We start from the raw sequence: 19,911 nt of genomic DNA, 5'->3' as shown, positions 1-19,911 counted from the left end.
TTTGTTATCTTGCTACATGAATAGGCAGATCGAATATCTCGTTGTTGGTAGCTCTTGTTACTGATACTGCGTTAGAATTCTTTTTCGGGCCAGGAATTAGTGGGCTATAGTATAATACATTTCTAATTCGATCTCTTTGTTCCTGAGTAAAGAGATCGCTGTGGCTAAAAGAATAATCCATGAGATTGTGTGATTGGAACGTAGAGTCTTGGTTGGTTCTATTCACTAATTCATAAAAATTATCAATAGTCAACCCTTCAATATTCAAGTTTTGTTTGTTATATTCGTTCATTTCCAATACTCTTTCTGTCAGTTGGGCTGTGTATGTTACACGATTGTATGAAGGTGTGTCTTTACAATAATCTGTATCTTCTTCCTTGTCTACAAGTTTATCATCTCCATCATCTGCAAATACATGATGTAATCCTAGATAATGTCCTAATTCATGTGCAAGAGTTACACTTATGTCAACTGTACTAGAGTTGATGTTCCAATTTGGGTTACGCTTATTCTGTGTATACCTCCAAGAGTCAGAGGACTTTTGGGCATATTTACTATTGATGGATGAGCAATAGGCAAATTTTATATTGTCTTTTGTCACTTGGCCATCTTTAACAGATAATCCTTCCAGTTTGTGTTCTGTTGTTGTATATGGCAAATGAGAGATACCTAAAGTCGTGGTAGACTTGGTTGTATCTGTCTTGAAAGGGTAGACCATAATATTGATATAGTCGTTAGGTTCCCAGATTAGGGATTTATATTTACCCGTCGAATTTTTCATGAACTCTGACGGTGAAATAGAATCGCTATTCCAGTGAATATATTCTATACCTGCATTTTTTAGCAGTTCTCCTTGTTCATTATGGGTAGCCATGACAAAGTCAATGCCAAGGTCCACACTTTGGGGATTATATATATTACCTTTGTACAAATCGTTTACATTCTTCAGAATTGTAGTAAAGCGTTCTGGAGGTAAGCTGTCTTTTTCTGCTTCATTCGTATATAGAATATGAAATATTATAGGTAGCTGATATCGATAGCTGTCTGTAATATTATTAGCAGATATGGTATCCTGATCTTGATGACTTTGTCCATCTTTGTTTCCAGTTGTATTATCTGAATCTATGGTATAAATACTATCATCAAGCTCTTCTGTAGTATTTTTTGAGCACGAAGAACAAATTATAAGCAGTGTAATGATGGAGAGAAAAAAATGATATTTCATACCTCTTTATTATTATATAATGCAAAAATACAATTTTTTTTGGTTAAAGGAGCAAAGAAACTACTGAAAATTCATTAACTCCACATCTTGTAGTCATAAAGAAATTTAACAAAAAAAATAACTTATACTGGCTTTTGTTCTTTTTTGATATGTGGATGTAATATTGATGCATAGAATACTGTTAAAATGATAATCGTCGAACAGTTGCTGACCAATTAATTAAAAATGCACTGGAATCAGATACTAAAGTACAAATATTCTTTTAAATCAGCATTTACATACTTTTTGATCATTTTTTACATCCTGTTGATTAAGCTTTCAGCCCCAAAATGCTAGATTTTGTTGGCCAGTGGAATGCGAATTTTGTATTTACTCGTAAAATTTCAGCTATTTACAGAAAGATTTTAGTAAGTTTTTGGTTGGAAAATATATTGTAGAAACTACGGGGAATTAATCAATGTTAATCTGAGAGGCCTAATTATTTTCATTTTGATACATTTGATGGTTTTATAGTTATAAGTTTGAATAAAAATGAGAGTAAAATGTTATAGTTTTGTGTTAGGTATAAAAAGTTTACAAAAAGATGGCTTTAAACTGTAAGTAATTATTTCTACCTTTTAAAATGATTTGTTCGATATTTAGATAGAATTTTGTCTAAAATGATTTTGAGACACTGTTTTTAGCTATATATGTAACTTTGAAATTTACAAATAGTAACTATTTACCCCTAAAAATAGATATTTTAAATTAAAAGTACATTTAAAAATAACAGCTTAGATATGGTTGAAAAAAATGTATAAAATAGTGTTAAAGAAATAACGAAATTTGAGAAATATACACTATATTTGCAATAGAAATAAAAACAATATCTGATTAAGAACCTAAAAACTATATGATTATGAAACGTGTATTATTACTTTCAGTTTTGGCAATGCTCACTATAGCAAGTTTTGCTCGTAAGCATGTTGAAAATGCAACAGTAGTTGCAGATACAATATATTATGCAGAGAATATGATTAATGTTGCTCACGCAGATCAAGCTAGTTATTATAGATTGCTGATGACAACAGGTAAAGGTCTTAAAAAGCAGGATGTATTCCAGGATTTCTATATGAATGGTAATCTTCGTGCAGAAGGTGGATATAGCTTTATAGATTTAGCTAATGACAAGAATACCGTATTCAATGGTGAAGTTACCACATATTATAAGAATGGTAAAGAGAAATGGCACGGTATGTATGTAAATGGTCAGCGTCATGGATACTTTACATTACAGCTTCGTGATGGTGGTGTTGCTGTTGTACGATTTGTTAATGGAAAGTCTGCTTATGATTATTTCACTATCACTAGAAGTGATGGTACTGTCGAGAAACATTCAATGGACGAGATAAAATCTCTCTTATAAATACGATAAATTTTGTTCATAACCACTAGAGATTCAATAATAAAGGTGTGCCATTAGGCACACCTTTTCCTGTTTTATAAGTGTAGTTGATTTAAAGTTCAATTGTAAGTTCTACGGGACAGTGATCGCTGCCCATGATATCTGTGTGTATTTTAGCATCTAAAACTTTTTCTTTAATCCTATCAGAAACAAGGAAATAGTCAATGCGCCATCCAGCATTTTTCTCTCTAGCACGAAATCTGTACGACCACCATGAGTATGTTATTTGCTCTGGATATTTGAATCTGAAGGTATCTGTGAAGCCATTTGAAAGGAGTTGTGTCATCTTTTCTCTTTCTTCATCAGTGAATCCTGCACTCTTGTGATTGGTTTTAGGATTCTTGATATCGATTTCTTGATGGGCCACATTCATATCACCACAGACGATTATTGGTTTCCTCTTATCAAGTTTATGAAGATAAGTTTGAAAGTCCTTTTCCCAAATCATTCTGTAGTTGAGGCGTTTTAACTCATTTTGTGAGTTTGGTGTGTAAACCGTTACTAGAAAGAAGTTATCATATTCTAAAGTGATAACTCTGCCTTCATGATTATGATCGTCTATGTCAATGCCATAAGTTACGTTTAGCGGTTTCGTCTTTGCGTAAATTGCAGTTCCGGAATATCCTTTTTTATCTGCATAATTCCAAAAAGATTCATAGCCGTCAAACTGCAAATCTAATTGCCCTTCTTGCATCTTTGTTTCTTGGATACAGAAAAAATCGGCATCAAAGGATTTAAAAGTTTCTTTAAATCCTTTAGTTACACAGGCTCTTAATCCGTTAACATTCCACGATATTAATTTCATACTATTGGCTTGGATTCTTAGATTCTCTTAGACTCTCCACGAAGAAGATTCATAAATTCTTCTCGGGTTTTTGCTTGTTCAAAAGCACCACTGAATGCACTTGTTGTAGTAATAGAATTTTGTTTTTCAACGCCTCGCATCTGCATGCACATATGTTTGGCTTCTATTACAACCATAACACCTTGTGGGTGAAGGGTATTCTGGATACAGTCTTTAATTTGTTGGGTTAGGCGTTCTTGAACTTGTAGACGATGACTGAAGATATCAACGACTCTTGCTACTTTGCTTAATCCTGTGATGTATTTGTTAGGAATGTAAGCTACGTGTACCTTGCCATAGAATGGGAGGATATGGTGTTCACACATTGAGAAGAAATCAATATCTTTTACGATAACCATCTGATTATACTTTTCTTCTTCAAAGAGTGCATCTGTTAGAACTTTATGAGGATCTTGCGTATATCCTCTAGTTAGTATCTGCATTGCTTTAGCAACACGCATCGGAGTTTTTGCTAATCCTTCTCTATCTGGATTTTCACCTAAAAGCTTTAATACTTCTTTATAGTGATTTGCGAGTTCGTCTAATCCCTCGCGAAATTCTGTTTCTGGATTCATTGTTATTGTTTACTTTATTTATTGATTCGAATCTTTAGTATTGAACTGTGATTTTACCTTTTACGATACTTGCTGAGCTGTAGCCTAATTTTTTGATAGCTTTAAGCATTCGATTTGCTTCCGCAAAACTTTTGTAATTGCCAACTCGGCAAATCCATCTTGGAGAGTAAAAGTGCACGTATACCGGTTGATCCGGAAAATTCATTTTGATATTACTTCCTATTTGTTCGGCTTTTTGCCTGTCATTTCTTGTATTTCCTCCAGCGAAAGCCTGTACACGGTATCCCGTTATTTTATGGCTTCTAGCCATAATTTTCTTTCTCATATCAACAGTCGGGATAGAAAAATCATCATCTAGCGAGTCGGCTTTCTTGTTGTTATTCTGATGATTCTCTTTGTTGATAATGGTTTGGGGCGTTTCTTTATTCTCTTTTATAGGGTTGACCGATTCCTGGGATTGATGTTCCTTAGTAGAATGTTGTGGTTCTACAATCTGTTTCTTTTTTTCTGTGTTTGATATCTTATCAGACACAGTCTTTGAACTTGTTTGCAGTAGTGTTTTTTGATTGTTGTTGCCATTCACTAAGTCGTTTATCTCTTGGCTTTGAGTAACCGTAACTGTTCCTTGACCTTGGGTCTTCTTTTGAAGATGGTCCATGAATGTCTGAGCTGAAATAGAAACAGCTGATGTCATGGCTATAAACAATATGATTACGAATTTTTTCATACTTTGTGAATGTTTTATGAGCAAATAAATGACCTTCAGGCTAACCAGTAGAGATAGCCTGAAGGTATATGGGTATTATTTCCAAGCGTCGATGATACCCTTGAAGTCAGCGCATTTCAAAGAAGCACCACCAATCAAACCACCATCGATATCTGGTTTAGCGAACAACTCTGGTGCATTGCTAGCTTTGCATGAGCCACCATAGAGTATAGAAGTGTTCTCTGCAGCTTCCTTGCCATAAACCTCAGCTACGCAGCTGCGGATGTATGCGTGAATCTCTTCTGCTTGCTCTGCAGTAGCGGTTTTACCTGTACCGATAGCCCAAATTGGTTCGTAAGCGATTACGATGTTCTTCCACTGTTCTGCTGTGAGGTGGAATACGCTACCTGCGAGTTCAGCCTTGCAAACAGCTTCCTGCTCGTTTGCCTCACGTTGTGCAAGACTCTCACCGATGCAGAAGATAACCTTCAAGCCATTAGCCAAAGCGAGGTCTACTTTCTCCTTCAAAATTTCTGGAGTTTCATTGTAGTATTCACGGCGCTCTGAGTGCCCAAGGATAACGTATTCTGCACCGGTACTTTTTACCATAGCAGCACTAACCTCACCTGTGAATGCACCCTTTTCTTTGTTAGCACAGTTTTCAGCACTTACAGCTACAACGCTATCTTTCAACAACTCGCTTACAGAAGCAAGGTGAATGAATGGAGTTCCGATGATTACCTCACAGTTTGGCTTTTCTGCAGCCAAAGCTTCTTTAAGTTCAGTAGCAAGAGCTACACCTTCCTGCAGGTTCATGTTCATTTTCCAGTTACCTGCTACGATTTTCTTTCTCATTTTTTTTGTTTTAAAAGTTGATATATCTTGTTAGAATTCTCTTTCTGTTTTATCCATTTTGACCAAGCCCATAGCCTGTCTGCTAATGTCAAAAGAAATAATGGTAAAATAAACCATATTATAATCGTTAGTATCTTTGTAGGAATGTTATCTTTTTTTAGTTTTCCAATATCAGAATGTGACAGAGGCTTGCTGAGTTGCTCCTTATTTGGTAAATCGTTGTGACTCCATTTTTTTATGATCGTTCCATTTTTTATCAGCATGAGTCCAGGATTACTTCTAATCATTGTTTTTAGTGTAGTTTCATCTGCTGTGTAGAAAGGATATTCTGCACCTGTAATATTTCTCCATTTTTCAATGGCCAAACTATCACTAGCAGTAAGTCCGATAAATGCAATGTTGTGATCTTGAGCATATTCATAGATTAACTCGATATCTCCAAAATTAGAATCACTAGCTTGTTCTACATGTGGTGAGATGAGTATAAAAGTATATCCTTTGTTATGAAGTATTTGCGTAGAGATATCTTCTCCTGTTTTATGATCTTGTATAAAAAAATCATGAATAGGGGGAATATATCCTTCTTCTGTTTGTGTGGTCTTACTATCAACAAAAGTCCACGTAGAGTCTGGGTAATGATCTAGGGTAAACTCTTTTTGGATTCCATTCTTTTCCATAATGAATATAGTCTCAAATTGTGGCTGCTTAGCACCAGCAGGTATTTGCATGCCTTCTATTATATTAGCGCCAACATGATAAGGCCTAAAATCAATTATTGGTAATTTGTATAGACAATAAGAACTTGATATGAAGATGAAAAGAATGGTGTAGTTGATGACAATCCATTGATTTGATTTGGAAATGAATCTGATCATCTGCCTTGGCCATTTATAAACAATGATGGCACAGACTAATAATATGATATTTTTTAGTAGTGTTTGTCCGTTGGTGAGTTTGATAGCATCTCCAAAGCAACCACAATCTTTTATTGGATTAGCCCATACCAACCATATGGTTAATAATGTCATGATGACCATAAATGCCAAACAGACGCGTGAAATAAGTTTGCGGCGAATGGCAAAGAGAAGAAATACACCGATGCAAAACTCAAGGTTAGATATAGCAACCGAAGCTAGCAAAGTAATCCAATCGGGAATAGTACCCTGTAAATTGATGGCAGCCAAATAGTCGTCAATCTTATATTGGGTTCCTATAGGATCAATAGCTTTTACGTATCCTGAGAAAATAAAGGTAATGGCTATGATTATTCTACATAGAAAAACAATAGAGGTCAGAACTCTATCCTTTGCAGATGGGCTTGACTTTATTTTATTGTTTGTATTTTCTATAGCCATTTATCTATTTTTATTATATTTTACTTTAGTTTTATTGCGCCAAAAACAGCATAGTTGATAATGTCCATGTAGTTAGCGTCAATACCTTCTGAGACAAGAGTTGCTCCTTGTATATTTTCAATCTCTTTAACTCGTTCGATTTTGGTTAAAATAAAGTCGGTGTAGCTTGTTGTGCGCATAGAGCGCCAAGCTTCGTTATAATCATGATTTTTTTTCAGCATTAGTTCCAACGCTTCTTGAGCATGTTTGTCATAAAGAGCTATAGCCTGCTTTGGTGTCATGTCAATTTGGTCGGCAAATCCATTTTCGAGTTGAATGAGTCCAACGATTCCATAGTTGATAAGGGCTATAAATTCTGGGCGAATGCCTTCGCCGACAAGCGATTCTCGCTGAATTTCTAGTGATCTTATACGCTTGGCCTTAATGAAAAGTTGGTCGGTCAGTGAAGATGGTCTGAGAATTCTCCAAGAAGCACCGTAGTCATGTAATTTCTTTTCGAAAAGAGTGCGGCATTCTTGCATGATTTCTCTAAATTGTTGTTCTGTATTTGATATTTCAGACATAATCTTTTTATATAATTTGCTGCAAAGATACATATAATAAATGAGAAATGAAAATGAAAAATGAAAAATGAAAATTTCCATTTTTCATTTATAATCATTAACTTTGCAAATTCAAATAAAAAATATGAGAAATCTTTCAAATGCCGATTTGGCAAAAATACTCGATAAAGACATTTTCCACAAGATATCATATGCTGCAGATAGCTTGCAACTTGAGTGTTATGTTGTTGGAGGTTATGTACGTGATTTGTTTCTAGAGCGCCCTTCCAATGATATAGATGTGGTAGTTGTTGGTAGTGGTATAGCTGTAGCGGAGAAGCTACGTCAAGAATTAGGTAAAAAAGCGCATATTTCAGTTTTTAAAAATTTCGGTACAGCCCAAGTGAAGTACAAGGGTATGGAAGTGGAATTTGTTGGAGCTAGAAAAGAAAGCTATAGTCATGATTCTCGTAAACCTATTGTTGAAAATGGAACTTTAGATGATGATCAGAATCGTCGCGACTTTACAATTAATGCTTTAGCTGTATGTTTGAACAAAGAGCGTTTTGGCGAGTTGGTAGATCCTTTTGATGGGCTTCTTGATATGGAGGATGGTATTATCGCTACACCATTAGATCCTGATGTCACTTTTTCTGATGATCCGCTTCGAATGATGCGTTGTATTCGTTTTGCAACTCAATTAAATTTTCAAATAGAAGATGTTACTTATGAAGCTCTATCTAGAAATGCAGATCGATTGAAAATTATAAGTGCAGAACGTATCGCAGATGAGTTGAACAAAATTATGCTTTCTCCACATCCTAGTGTGGGGCTTTATTATTTGCATGAAACAGGTCTTCTTAAATTGATTATTCCTGAGCTGGATATCATGGATGTCGTAGAAATACGTAATGGAAGAGGGCATAAAAATAATTTTGACCATACACTTGAAGTGTTGGAAAATGTTTGTAAAGCTCAACTCGCTAAAAATGAAGTAGAACCGAAAATTGTATCTATTAATACGAAACTTTGGTTGAGATGGGCTGCTTTGTTCCATGATATAGGAAAACCAAAAAGTAAGCGTTGGGATAATGTTGCAGGATGGACATTTCATAATCATAACTTTTTGGGTGCGAAGATGATACCTTCAATTTTCCGTCGTATGAAATTGCCTATGGGAGCAGAAATGAAATACGTTCAGAAAATGGTCGAGCTACATATGCGTCCGATTGTTATTGCTGATGAAGAAGTTACTGATAGTGCAGTACGGCGTCTTCTCAATGATGCTGGCGATGATATTGATGATCTCATGATGTTGTGTGAAGCTGATATAACAAGTAAAAATGCAATTAGAAAGCAGCATTTTTTAGATAATTTCCGTGTTGTGAGAGAAAAATTAGCAGAGTTGAAGGAGAAAGATTATAAGCGACTTTTGCAGCCGGTAATTGATGGTAATGAAATCATGGAAATGTTCCATTTAGTACCATCTCGTGAGGTTGGTACTCTTAAACAGACCTTAAAAGATGCTGTTCTTGACAATAAAGTAGCAAATGAAAGAGAACCTCTTCTACTGTTACTTCGGGATAAAGCAAAACAGATGGGATTACTCTAATTCCATCTGTTACACGAATAGTTCGGTTGATTTTTTAAAATATTCTCGTCAAACAATTTGATTCTTGGTAGCAATAAAGTGCTTTTAACGTTATCCATACGTTAAAATATGTGTTCTTTTTTTCTTTTTTGTGTTAAAGGATGTGTATTTCGTTTTTAACATATTGATAATTATAGTAACTTTGCTGTGAAAAAACTAATAGAGACATCTTAGTTTTCTATTTAGGATAAAATTTTTATTTTAGTAGTTAATATTAAAACTATAAATAGGTATGAAAATTAAAAGTTATTTATTCCTTGCAGCTGTTGTTGCTGTATTGTCATCTTGTGGTGGGCAAAGTCAGCAGTTGCCGGCAGATAATTCGTTTGCGGTACGCACTGCAGGCGTATCTAATGCTGATTTACAGACGACATATCCTGCTACAATCAAAGGTATTCAGGATGTTGAAGTTCGTCCAAAAGTATCTGGTTTCATAACTAAAGTTTATGTTCATGAGGGACAACGTGTTTCTGCGGGCCAAATATTATTTGAAATAGACAATGAAACATATCAGGCATCTGTACGTCAAGCGCAAGCTGCTGTAAATACCGCACGCTCACAGATGAATACTGCTAAGTTGACCTATGAAAACAATAAAAAATTGTTCGAAAAGAATGTAATTGGTCAGTATGAGCTTTCTACAGCTCAGAATTCTTACATGACAGCAAAGGCTAGTGTTGCTCAGGCTGAGGCATCTTTGGCTTCTGCTAAGGAAATGTTGGATTTCTGTTATGTTAAGAGCCCTGCATCTGGTGTTGTAGGTAGTTTACCTTATAAGGTCGGTGCTTTGGTTAGTTCTTCAAGCCAAGAAGCATTAACAACGATATCTGACGTAAGTACAGTTGAGGTTTTCTTCTCTATGTCAGAAAGTGAGATACTCAATCTTACAAAGACGGCAGGAAATGTACAAGGTGCAATATCTTCTTTTCCATCAGTAAAACTTCAGTTGGCTGACGGTACCGTGTATAATCAGCCAGGTAAAGTTGTTAAGATGAGCGGTGTTATTGATGCTACTACAGGTTCTATTTCTTTGATAGCTCATTTTGCTAATCCAAATCGTTTATTGAAGAGTGGTGGTGCTGGTAAGATTATTATTCCTAATATCAAGGGCAGTCAAAATCAGATTATCATTCCTCAAGAAGCTACAGTAGAAGTTCAGGATAAATTCTTTGTCTATGTGGTAACTAAGGATAGCAAAGTGAAATATACAGAGATTACTGTAAATCCTCAGAATGATGGTAAGAATTATATTGTTACCAGTGGCTTGCATGTGGGTGATCGTTTCGTAAGCAAGGGTATTACGAAATTGAATGATGGTATGGCTATTAAGCCTATTACGGAAGCTCAGTATCAGAAACAACTTGATGAGGCTGCAGAGTTAGCCAAAAAACAAGGAACTGCTAAGGGCTTTATTGAAGCTATGACAAAATAATTAAGGTATTAGAACAAAATTATGACATTTACAAACTTCATAAAACGACCGGTACTATCGACGGTGATTTCTATCTTCTTCGTCTTATTGGGTACCATCGGATTGATATCTCTGCCTATAGAGCAATATCCTGATATCGCTCCTCCAACCATTGTTGTTCAGACTACCTATACAGGTGCGGATGCTAAAACCGTAATGAACTCTGTTATTACTCCTTTGGAAGAGAGTATTAATGGTGTGGAGCACATGACTTATATGACGTCTACAGCTACCAATGCTGGTTCTGCAATGATTACTGTTTACTTTGAACAGGGTTCAGATCCAAATATGGCTGCTGTCAATGTTCAAAACCGTGTATCTCAGGCACAGGCCTTACTGCCTTCCGAAGTTACTCAGGTAGGTGTTACCGTCTCTAAACGTCAGAGTTCTAACGTTATTATGTATTCTTTGACAACAGAAGACGGTCGCTATGATGGTAAGTTTCTTACCAACTACAATAATATTAATATTGTACCACTGATTAAACGTATCTCTGGTGTAGGTGATGTGCAGACTCCTTCTACGCAGAATTATTCAATGCGTATTTGGCTGAAGCCTGATAAAATGAAGGAATATGGTCTGATACCTTCAGATATTACTGCAGCTTTAGCTGAACAGAATATTGAAGCTGCTCCTGGTTCTTTTGGTGAACAGAGTGATATGGCTTACGAGTACACTCTTCGTTACAAGGGCCGTTTATCAACAGTACCAGAGTATGAGAATATAATCTTGAATAGTAAGACTACAGGTGAGACTCTTTATTTGAAAGATGTAGCAAAAATAGAACTTGGTGGTCTTCAATATAATGTATTCTTGAAGAATAATGGACAGCCAGCTGTGCTTGGTATGGTTCAGCAGATTGCTGGTTCCAATGCTACACAGATTGCTAATGATGTAAAAGCAGCTTTGGCAGATGCTCAGAAATCTATGCCTCCTGGCATGGAAGTTACTTTTGAGCAGGATGTTACTGAATTCTTGTTTGCTTCTATCGAAGAGGTTGTTATGACCTTGTTCATTACTTTGGGCTTGGTATTCTTGGTAGTATATATTTTCTTGCAGGATTTCCGTAGTACTTTGATTCCAATGATTGCCGTTCCTGTGGCATTGATGGGTACATTCTTGTTCTTGTGGATATTTGGTTTCTCTATCAACTTATTGGTGTTGTCTGCTATGTTGCTTGCTATTGCCATTGTTGTGGATGATGCTATCGTTGTTGTTGAGGCTGTTCATGCTAAACTTGATCAGGGATATCAGAGTGCGTTGACTGCATCTATCGATGCAATGAATGAAATTAGCGGTGCTATTATCTCTATTACATTGGTAATGTCTGCTGTGTTTGTCCCTGTATCATTTATTAGTGGTACTAGTGGTACATTCTATCGTGAGTTTGGTGTTACCATGGCTATTTCTATCGTAATCTCTGCTATCAATGCATTGACTTTGTCTCCTGCACTTTGTGCGATATTGCTGAAGCCGCATGCCAATGATAAAGAGCATGGTAAAACAAGTTTTTTGGATCGTTTCCATGCTGGTTTCAACCGTTCTTTTGAGAATCTGACAAATAAGTATAAGAAGGGTGTTGAACGTGTTATTAATCATAGTTTAATAACTGTTGTTTCTGTTGTTGTCGGTATTGTGGCTTTGGTCGTTTTGATGAGAACTACTCGTACAGGTCTTGTTCCTGATGAAGATACAGGTACATTGTTCGTGATGGTTTCTGCAGCTCCAGGAACTAGTCAGGAGCGTACGCAGGAAATTGCCGACCAGATTGATAAGATGTTTGCTAATAACCCTGCTATTCAACGTCGTGAACAGATTGTAGGTTATAACTTTATTGCAGGACAGGGATCCGATCAGGCAACCTTTATTTTGAAATTGAAACCTTTTGAAGAACGTTCTAACGGTTTCTTTGATAAGATTAAGGCTATAGTTTCGGGTGACCCTATGCGTGCTGTAGTTAACCCATTGGAAAATACTAGTGTATTGGGTATGATCTACAAGCAGGCTGCTATGATTAAAGATGCACAGATCTTGGCATTTGGTCCACCTATGATTCCTGGTTTCTCTATGAGTAATGGTGTTACGATGACTTTGCAGGATAAGACTGGTGGTGATTTGAATAAATTCTTTAATATCACTAAATCTTATTTAGCAGAATTGAATAAGCGTCCAGAGATAAAGACTGCTATGACAACTTACAACGCCAACTATCCACAGTATATGGTTGATGTAGATGTTGCAAAATGTAAGCAGGCTGGAACTTCTCCTTCTGCAGTGCTCTCTACTATGCAAGGTTATTATGGTGGTCTTTATGCATCTAACTTTAATGCCTATGGTAAACTCTTCCGTGTAATGATTCAGGGTGATGTTGAGTCACGTATGCGACCAGATGGCTTGAGTAATATTTATGTAAGAACTGCTAGTGGTATGTCGCCAGTAAGCGAGTTTGCTACTTTGCGTCGTGTTTATGGTCCTTCTAATATTTCACGATTTAACTTGTTTACTTCTATCAACTTGAATATTACACCACAAGATGGTTATTCTACAGGTCAGGCTCTTCAGGCTTGTGAGGAGGTGGCTGCAGATAATCTTCCTACTGGTTATGGCTATGAATATTCAGGCTTGACCCGTTCAGAGGCTGAAAGTTCTAATACTACAGGCTTGATTTTTGCTCTCTGTTTGCTCTTTGTATATTTGATCTTGAGTGCTCAGTATGAGAGTTATATTTTGCCATTGTCAGTTATTCTCTCTATTCCATTTGGTTTGGCTGGTGCGTTTGCGTTTACTCAGATTTTCCAGCATACGAACGATATTTACATGCAGATATCTTTGATTATGTTGATCGGTTTGTTGGCAAAGAATGCAATTTTGATTGTACAGTTTGCTTTGGAACGTCGTAGAACCGGTATGGCTATCAAGTATTCTGCAATTCTTGGTGCTGCAGCTCGTCTCCGTCCAATTTTGATGACCTCATTGGCTATGATCGTTGGTTTGTTGCCTTTGATGTTCGCTTCTGGTGTAGGTAAGTATGGTAACCAGACTTTGGGAGCTGCTGCTGTTGGTGGTATGTTGATTGGTACCGCAGTCCAACTATTTGTAGTACCTTCATTGTTTGCTATCTTCCAGTGGTTGCAGGAAAAACTTACTCCATTGAAATTTGATGATGAGGAAAATCCTGACGCTGAAGCTGAGTTGGCTCAGTATGCGCATTGTAAGAAGCTCGAAACTTACGTTAATCAATTTGATCAAGATGAAAATAAATAATATAGTAGTTATAGGTCTTGCTGCGCTCACTCTGAGTAGCTGCAAGACTCTGTATGGCAAATATGAACGTCCTGATGTTAACACGAAAGGATTAGTACGCGATACTGCATCTATTGCTGATACGTTAGCCGTTGCTGATACGACGAGTTTTGCCAATTTGCCTTGGCGTAGTGTGTTTACTGATCCTCATTTGCAAGAATTGATAGAGAAGGGACTCAAAAATAATCCAGATCTCTTAAATGCTGCATTAAATGTAGATATGGCTCAAGCTCAACTAAAAGCAGCTAAGTTGTCTTTTTTGCCTTCTTTTACTTTTACTCCTAATGGAACACTGGCAGGAGTGCAGGATGTGTCAGGTATAACCAAAACTTATACTTTGCCTATTAATGCTAGCTGGAATGTTGATTTGTGGGGCAAACTTTTGTCTTCTAAGCGAGCTGCACAGGTAGCGCTTCTGCAGAGTAAAGATTATCAAGTATCTGTACAAACTAATTTGATTGCCAACATTGCTAATATGTATTATACACTCCTGATGTTGGATAAGCAAGTTGAGATTGTAAACGATATGGAAAAGTTGACAAAGGATACTTGGGAAATATATAAATTACAGAAGGATGCCATATTAGGAATTCGTTCTACAGCTGTTCAAAGTGCTGAGGCTAACTATTATTCTGTTTTGACACAGAAAGAGGATTTATTGCGCCAGATTCGTACTACCGAGAATTCATTATCGTTAGTATTGGGAGAGTCTGGACATGCTATAGCTCGAGGTGATATAGATCAGCAGAATCTGCCAACCTCATTCTCTACTGGAGTGGGTATTCAATTGTTGAATAACCGTGCGGATGTTCATGCTGCAGAAATGAATTTGGCATCTTGCTTCTATGCGATAGAGACAGCTCGTGCCAGTTTCTATCCTGCATTAACGATTTCTGCCACAGGTGCTTTTTCCAATAGCTTGGGTAATGCTATTGTTAATCCGGGTAAGCTGCTTTGGAATGCTATAGCATCTTTAGCTCAACCGATTTTCCAGAATGGTAAGCTTACAGCCGCACTTCGTGTATCTGAAGCTCAGTATAAACAGGCTTATAATACGTGGCAAAATTCTGTTTTGAGTGCAGGCAATGAAGTTAGCAATGCTCTTGTTCTTTATAATACTTCTGCCAAAAAGAGTAAGCTTGAAGAGAAGCAGATTGCTGCTTTGAAGAAAAATGTAGAGGATACTAGAGAATTGATGGCAAGTGCTGGTAGTAATTATCTTCAGGTTATTACAGCTGAGTCTTCACTCCTTAATGCACAGTTATCAAAGATTAGTGATGACTTCAGTAAAATGCAAGCTATTGTTAACTTATATTATGCTCTTGGTGGTGGTGCCAAGTAATAATCCTTAAAGAAATAACTATGGCAAATGAAATAAGTGAGAAGGCTTATGTTTCTCCAAAAGCCAAAATTGGGAATAATTGTAAGATATTTCCATTCGCCTATATTGAGGACGATGTAGAAATAGGAGATAATTGTATTATTTTCCCATTTGTGAGTATCTTGAATGGTACAAAAATGGGTAGCGGTAATAAAATTCATCAGGGAGCAGTTCTTGGTGCTCTTCCTCAAGATTTTGATTTTTGTGGTGAGAAAACGGAGTTGGTAGTTGGTAATAATAATATTATTCGTGAAAATGTTGTTATTAATCGTGCTACCCATGCTGGTGGTCAGACTGTAATTGGTGATGATAACTTCTTAATGGAGGGAGCCCATATTTCTCATGATACTAAAATTGGTAACAAGTGCGTTTTGGGCTATGGTACCAAGATTGCTGGATCTTGTGAAATTCACGATGGTGTTATCTTTTCTTCTTCTGTTATCGAAAATGCTAATACTCGTGTTGGTAAATTAGCAATGATTCAAGCTGGTACAACTTTCTCTAAAGATGTTCCTCCTTATGTTGTTGTTGGTGGAAAACCGGTTACTTATGGTGGACCTAATAATACGATGATGACCGTAGCAGATGTATCACCAAAGGTTCAGAAACATATTGCTAATGCTTACCGTCTAGTTTTTCATGGACAGAACAGTGTATTCGATTCTGTTCTTCAGATCGAATCACAGATACCTGATAGCTCTGAAATTCGATATATTGTAGAATTTATTAAAGGCACAAAAGCTGGTATTGTCTCTAAAAAGTAAGACATACCATAGCAATTTACTCTATATAACAATAAAAAGGATTTATCATAATGATAAATCCTTTTTATTGTTATATAGAGTGATACATATTTAATAGGAAGCAGTGCAAGTTATACCAAGTTTTTCTACCATTAGTTTTATATGGTCTAACTCTTCATGTGTGGCTTTAATAAGGTCTTTATCAGGAGTTTCTCGGTCTATGGTATATACCATTACTTCTTTTGGTTTAATCTCTTGTATTGCTTTCAGCCAAGGCTTGGTATATTTTTCCCCGGTATTATCCATATTCTTGTTGCCACTTTTGCCTTTTAGAAACATGGTCTGTATGATGACATGTCCATTGAAAGCTTTTAGATTTTCAATAATCGTATTGACATCGTATGGTTTTCCTGTTGGTCTATCTAATGCATTGATGTATTCAGGATCGATAGTGTCCAACTTTAATATATTATTATCAACTTGTAGAAGTGCCTGGTGTACTTTAGGATTGTTAATAAAAGTACTGTTGCTTAAAACGCTAACTTTGGCTTGAGGACAATAGTCATTTCTTAGTTTGATGGTGTCATTTATGATTTCTGCAAATTGTGGATGTCCAGTTGGCTCTCCGTTCCCCGCGAAAGTTAATACGTCAGGATGAACCCCTGTAGTATGCATTTCTTTTAGTTTTTGTTCCAAAGCATCAGCTACCTGCTCACGGGTAGGGCGTTTGTGATGTGGAATATGATCTTTGTTGAATCCGCATTCACAATAAATACAGTCGAAAGTGCAGACTTTTCCATCGTCTGGCATGAGGTTAATGCCTAATGAAATGCCTAATCTGCGGCTATGAATAGGACCAAATATAGGAGATGGATATAATACCGTGCTCATTATATACAGAATTTAAAATCTAATAATATCGTTTAGTCAGCAAAGGTACAAATTTCTACTAAAAGATAGAGTTGCTTTTTTTATTTTCGCGTTAATACAAGTTAAAGCCTCGTTTAATCATTTATTTTTTTGTTACTTTGCAACAAATTTGGTGTGCTGTACCAATATCAGAATAAATCTGTTTTGGTCCGGTATTTATTTAGAACAAATATTTGGTATAAATATCTCTTAATAATGGGAAATAAACGTAAGAAAGCCGGCAGTCGATCAAGATTGCAGGTGGCTACTTTGTGTATTAGTACAGCAATGGTACTTGTTTTGTTAGGAATGGTTGTTTTTTCAGTCTTAACAGCGAAGAACCTCTCAAATTATGTTCGTGAGAATCTTGTTGTAACAATCATGCTTGATCAAGATATGACTTCCTCTGAAGCTCAGCAGATTTGTAATAAGCTGAAAAGTCGTCCTTATATTAATCATTTGACTTATATAAGTAAAGAAACGGCTTTGAAAGAGGGAACCCAAGAGTTAGGAGTAAATCCTTCTGAATTTGCAGGTGTAAATCCTTTTCTTTCTTCCATAGACATTACCTTATTGGCCGATTATGCTAATAGTGATTCTTTGAAATGGATATCTCGTGAACTTCAGGCTTATCCTAAAGTAAATGAAGTGGATTTTCAGAAAGATTTGGTAGATCAGGTTAACCATAATATTGTAAAAATTAGTATTGTCCTTTTAGTGTTAGCTGTATTGCTGACCTTTGTTTCTTTCTCATTAATCAGTAATACTGTAAAGTTGAGTATTTATGAGCGTCGTTTTGCTATCCATATAATGAAACTGGTTGGTGCATCATGGAGCTTCATTCGTAAACCTTTTATCAAAAGGGCGATTTTAATTGGTATTTTGGCTGCTTTAATCGCCTGTGTCGTGCTTGGAGGGTGTGTATATCTTCTTTATCGTTTTGAGCCGGATGTGTTACTTGTGGTTACTTGGAAGGAAATGGCTATCACTGGAGCATCTGTCTTTTTGTTTGGTATAATTATCACAGCCTTTTGTTCAACAATTTCTGTTAATAAGTTCTTGAAAATGAAAGCTAGTGCTCTTTATAAAATTTAATTTAAAAAATTATATACTATGGATAAGAAAAATTTGGCATTCGACAAAGTCAATTTCATATTATTGGCAGTTGGTATGTTAATCGTTATTTTGGGTTTTATTCTGATGAGTGGTGCTGGTTCTACAGAAACATCATTCAATACTGATATTTTTAGTGCTACTCGCGTGAAAGTTGCACCTGTAGTTTGTTTCTTTGGCTTTATATCTATGGTATATGCCATTGTTCGTAAACCAAAAGATACAAGCAATAAGGAGGCATAATGGATTTAATTCAAACGATAATTATCTCTATAGTTGAGGGATTGACAGAGTTTTTACCTGTATCTTCAACAGGTCATATGATTATTACTCAGAATCTGCTAGGTGTACAATCTGGTGATCCGTTTGTTCATGCTTTTACTTTTATTATACAGTTTGGTGCCATCCTTTCTGTAGTTTGCCTTTATTGGAAACATTTCTTTCAAATGAGAAATAAGCATGAATTTAATGAGAAAATGAAATTTTATGGCTTGCTGATTATTGGTGTGCTACCTGCGGTCATAGTCGGTTTGGTTGCTAAAAAAAGTGGATTACTCGATTGGTTGCTCGATTCTGTACATGTAGTAGCAATAACCTTGGTGTTAGGAGGTATTTTCATGCTTTTCTGTGACCGTATATTTGATAAGGGTAAGGATGATAACGAAATAACGACAAAACGTGCCTTTTTTATTGGATGTTTTCAGTGCTTATCTGTTATTCCGGGTATGAGTCGAAGTATGTCAACAATAGTTGGTGGTATGCAGCAGAAACTCACTCGTAAAAATGCCGCTGAATTCTCTTTCTTTCTTGCTGTTCCTACGATGGCTGGAGCTACTTTACTAGATTTGATAGAGATGTTCGGTGAAGATACCCAATGGGCTACTTCTGAAAATATTATGTTATTGATCGTAGGGTGTGTCGTGGCTTTCTTTGTAGCTCTCTTTGCTATGAAGTGGTTTGTTTCATTCCTAGCTAAATATGGTTTCAAATGGTTTGGGTGGTACCGAATTTTGGTAGGTTCCATCATTTTGCTTCTTTTGGCAACAGGTCATTCACTTGTAATGGTAGACTAAATGAATTTTTTTCAAGGAGAAATTTTAGCAATAGACAAGCCTTATCGCATCTCAAGTTTTGGCGCTTTGGCGCATGTTCGTTATCTGTTGTCTCGTAAGTTAGGTCGTAAAATAAAAATAGGACATGCAGGAACTTTAGACCCATTAGCAACAGGTATACTTATTCTTTGTACGGGTAAAGCAACTAAGAAAATTGAGAGTTTGCAATATCATACCAAAGAATATGTAGCAGGCTTGCAATTGGGAGCAACAACGGCGAGTTACGATAAGGAACATACAGTAAATTATACTTACCCAACACACCATATCACTCGAGAATTGGTGTTGCAAACTATTCAGCAATTTATAGGGGATATTCAGCAGGTTCCTCCCACCTATAGTGCAGTCAAAGTTGGTGGAGAACGTTCTTATGCATTGCGAAGAGCAGGCGAAGAAGTAAAGTTGCAGCCAAAAACGGTTCATATTGAGGAAATTGAATTATTGGACTTTGATCCCACAACGATGCAGATGACTATTCGGGTAGTATGTGGAAAAGGTACTTATATTCGTTCTTTGGCGAGAGATCTTGGAAGGGCTTTAGGAAGTGGAGCCTTCCTTACATCTTTGAGAAGAACTCGAGTAGGAAAAGTTACTATTCAGGATTGTGTGAATTATGACCATTTTGCAGAGTGGCTTGATACAATCGAAATAGATTTTGAAAATAATTAAGAACTAAAAATCC

16 protein-coding genes and 1 pseudogene are annotated in these 19,911 nt (G+C 36.4%); 10 read left to right on the top strand and 7 right to left on the bottom strand.

Annotation, left to right across the window (positions count from 1 at the left end; genetic code table 11):
* Positions 1-4: 4 nt before the first annotated feature.
* The gene (locus tag L6469_RS07515; RefSeq protein WP_006282122.1) at positions 5-1,225 is read right to left on the bottom strand and encodes a zinc-dependent metalloproteinase lipoprotein; all 1,221 of its coding nucleotides are present in this window, start codon (positions 1,223-1,225) and stop codon (positions 5-7) included.
* Between the two features lie 898 nt (positions 1,226-2,123).
* Between L6469_RS07515 and L6469_RS07510 the strand changes: the two genes are divergently transcribed.
* Entirely contained in the window at positions 2,124-2,630 is a 507-nt protein-coding gene (locus L6469_RS07510; RefSeq protein ID WP_027453321.1) for a toxin-antitoxin system YwqK family antitoxin, read from the top strand.
* Positions 2,631-2,721: 91 nt separating this feature from the next.
* Here L6469_RS07510 and L6469_RS07505 read toward each other — a convergent pair whose 3' ends face one another.
* The 5 genes and pseudogenes from L6469_RS07505 to L6469_RS07485 all read right to left on the bottom strand — a co-directional run bounded on the left by L6469_RS07505 (position 2,722) and on the right by L6469_RS07485 (position 7,567).
* A complete protein-coding gene (locus tag L6469_RS07505; RefSeq protein ID WP_006282120.1) occupies positions 2,722-3,474 on the bottom strand; it encodes an exodeoxyribonuclease III in 753 nt (250 codons plus the stop codon).
* A 17-nt stretch (positions 3,475-3,491) separates the two neighbouring features.
* On the bottom strand, positions 3,492-4,088 hold the full coding sequence (folE, locus tag L6469_RS07500) for a GTP cyclohydrolase I FolE (RefSeq protein WP_006282119.1): 597 nt from the start codon (positions 4,086-4,088) through the stop codon (positions 3,492-3,494).
* Positions 4,089-4,122: 34 nt separating this feature from the next.
* The gene (locus L6469_RS07495; RefSeq protein WP_006282118.1) at positions 4,123-4,815 is read right to left on the bottom strand and encodes an SPOR domain-containing protein; all 693 of its coding nucleotides are present in this window, start codon (positions 4,813-4,815) and stop codon (positions 4,123-4,125) included.
* Between the two features lie 75 nt (positions 4,816-4,890).
* Positions 4,891-7,004, bottom strand: a pseudogene (locus L6469_RS07490) (BT_3928 family protein).
* 20 nt (positions 7,005-7,024) lie between these two features.
* Positions 7,025-7,567: a DUF1599 domain-containing protein gene (locus L6469_RS07485; RefSeq protein WP_173651754.1), complete on the bottom strand. Its 543-nt coding sequence runs from the start codon at positions 7,565-7,567 to the stop codon at positions 7,025-7,027.
* Positions 7,568-7,691: 124 nt separating this feature from the next.
* Between L6469_RS07485 and L6469_RS07480 the strand changes: the two genes are divergently transcribed.
* The 5 genes from L6469_RS07480 to lpxA all read left to right on the top strand — a co-directional run bounded on the left by L6469_RS07480 (position 7,692) and on the right by lpxA (position 16,116).
* On the top strand, positions 7,692-9,158 hold the full coding sequence (locus L6469_RS07480) for a CCA tRNA nucleotidyltransferase (protein ID WP_006282114.1): 1,467 nt from the start codon (positions 7,692-7,694) through the stop codon (positions 9,156-9,158).
* Between the two features lie 271 nt (positions 9,159-9,429).
* Complete coding sequence (locus L6469_RS07475; protein WP_006282113.1) at positions 9,430-10,629, top strand: efflux RND transporter periplasmic adaptor subunit; 1,200 nt, start codon at positions 9,430-9,432, stop codon at positions 10,627-10,629.
* Between the two features lie 21 nt (positions 10,630-10,650).
* On the top strand, positions 10,651-13,932 hold the full coding sequence (locus L6469_RS07470; RefSeq protein ID WP_006282112.1) for an efflux RND transporter permease subunit: 3,282 nt from the start codon (positions 10,651-10,653) through the stop codon (positions 13,930-13,932).
* Positions 13,919-15,313, top strand: coding sequence for an efflux transporter outer membrane subunit (locus L6469_RS07465; protein ID WP_006282111.1), 1,395 nt, complete (start codon positions 13,919-13,921; stop codon positions 15,311-15,313). The genes L6469_RS07470 and L6469_RS07465 overlap by 14 nt, the downstream gene beginning before the upstream one ends.
* A 20-nt stretch (positions 15,314-15,333) precedes the next feature.
* Positions 15,334-16,116, top strand: coding sequence for an acyl-ACP--UDP-N-acetylglucosamine O-acyltransferase (gene lpxA / locus L6469_RS07460; protein WP_006282109.1), 783 nt, complete (start codon positions 15,334-15,336; stop codon positions 16,114-16,116).
* Between the two features lie 90 nt (positions 16,117-16,206).
* Here lpxA and L6469_RS07455 read toward each other — a convergent pair whose 3' ends face one another.
* Positions 16,207-16,986: a radical SAM protein gene (locus tag L6469_RS07455; RefSeq protein WP_006282108.1), complete on the bottom strand. Its 780-nt coding sequence runs from the start codon at positions 16,984-16,986 to the stop codon at positions 16,207-16,209.
* Between the two features lie 234 nt (positions 16,987-17,220).
* Here L6469_RS07455 and L6469_RS07450 point away from each other — a divergent pair, with 234 nt between their 5' ends.
* Genes L6469_RS07450 through truB form a run of 4 tightly spaced genes read left to right on the top strand, consistent with a single transcriptional unit; the run spans position 17,221 to position 19,898 of the window.
* Positions 17,221-18,099: a cell division protein FtsX gene (locus L6469_RS07450; protein ID WP_006282107.1), complete on the top strand. Its 879-nt coding sequence runs from the start codon at positions 17,221-17,223 to the stop codon at positions 18,097-18,099.
* 18 nt (positions 18,100-18,117) lie between these two features.
* On the top strand, positions 18,118-18,360 hold the full coding sequence (locus L6469_RS07445; protein WP_006282106.1) for a DUF3098 domain-containing protein: 243 nt from the start codon (positions 18,118-18,120) through the stop codon (positions 18,358-18,360).
* Positions 18,360-19,190 (top strand): undecaprenyl-diphosphate phosphatase, encoded by an 831-nt coding sequence (locus L6469_RS07440; RefSeq protein ID WP_006282105.1) that lies wholly within the window; start codon positions 18,360-18,362, stop codon positions 19,188-19,190. The genes L6469_RS07445 and L6469_RS07440 overlap by 1 nt, the downstream gene beginning before the upstream one ends.
* Positions 19,191-19,898 carry a tRNA pseudouridine(55) synthase TruB gene (truB, locus tag L6469_RS07435; RefSeq protein ID WP_006282104.1) on the top strand — a complete coding sequence of 236 codons (708 nt, stop codon included), beginning with the start codon at positions 19,191-19,193 and terminating at the stop codon, positions 19,896-19,898.
* The last annotated feature ends 13 nt before the right edge of the window (positions 19,899-19,911 follow it).

Source organism: Segatella baroniae B14 (genome assembly GCF_022024235.1).
GTDB classification, from domain to species: Bacteria; Bacteroidota; Bacteroidia; order Bacteroidales; family Bacteroidaceae; genus Prevotella; species Prevotella bryantii.
Note: the sequence above shows the minus strand (reverse complement) of the source record. Positions and strands in the feature narration are given on the sequence as shown.

Coding starts and splice junctions, on each gene's coding strand:
- L6469_RS07515 (WP_006282122.1), bottom strand. CDS start 1,225: ATGAAATATCATTTTTTTCTCTCCATCATTACACTGCTTATAATTTGT.
- L6469_RS07450 (WP_006282107.1), top strand. CDS start 17,221: ATGGGAAATAAACGTAAGAAAGCCGGCAGTCGATCAAGATTGCAGGTG.
- L6469_RS07465 (WP_006282111.1), top strand. CDS start 13,919: ATGAAAATAAATAATATAGTAGTTATAGGTCTTGCTGCGCTCACTCTG.
- L6469_RS07505 (WP_006282120.1), bottom strand. CDS start 3,474: ATGAAATTAATATCGTGGAATGTTAACGGATTAAGAGCCTGTGTAACT.
- L6469_RS07475 (WP_006282113.1), top strand. CDS start 9,430: ATGAAAATTAAAAGTTATTTATTCCTTGCAGCTGTTGTTGCTGTATTG.
- L6469_RS07485 (WP_173651754.1), bottom strand. CDS start 7,567: ATGTCTGAAATATCAAATACAGAACAACAATTTAGAGAAATCATGCAA.
- truB (WP_006282104.1), top strand. CDS start 19,191: ATGAATTTTTTTCAAGGAGAAATTTTAGCAATAGACAAGCCTTATCGC.
- folE (WP_006282119.1), bottom strand. CDS start 4,088: ATGAATCCAGAAACAGAATTTCGCGAGGGATTAGACGAACTCGCAAAT.
- L6469_RS07480 (WP_006282114.1), top strand. CDS start 7,692: ATGAGAAATCTTTCAAATGCCGATTTGGCAAAAATACTCGATAAAGAC.
- lpxA (WP_006282109.1), top strand. CDS start 15,334: ATGGCAAATGAAATAAGTGAGAAGGCTTATGTTTCTCCAAAAGCCAAA.
- L6469_RS07445 (WP_006282106.1), top strand. CDS start 18,118: ATGGATAAGAAAAATTTGGCATTCGACAAAGTCAATTTCATATTATTG.
- L6469_RS07440 (WP_006282105.1), top strand. CDS start 18,360: ATGGATTTAATTCAAACGATAATTATCTCTATAGTTGAGGGATTGACA.
- L6469_RS07495 (WP_006282118.1), bottom strand. CDS start 4,815: ATGAAAAAATTCGTAATCATATTGTTTATAGCCATGACATCAGCTGTT.
- L6469_RS07510 (WP_027453321.1), top strand. CDS start 2,124: ATGAAACGTGTATTATTACTTTCAGTTTTGGCAATGCTCACTATAGCA.
- L6469_RS07455 (WP_006282108.1), bottom strand. CDS start 16,986: ATGAGCACGGTATTATATCCATCTCCTATATTTGGTCCTATTCATAGC.
- L6469_RS07470 (WP_006282112.1), top strand. CDS start 10,651: ATGACATTTACAAACTTCATAAAACGACCGGTACTATCGACGGTGATT.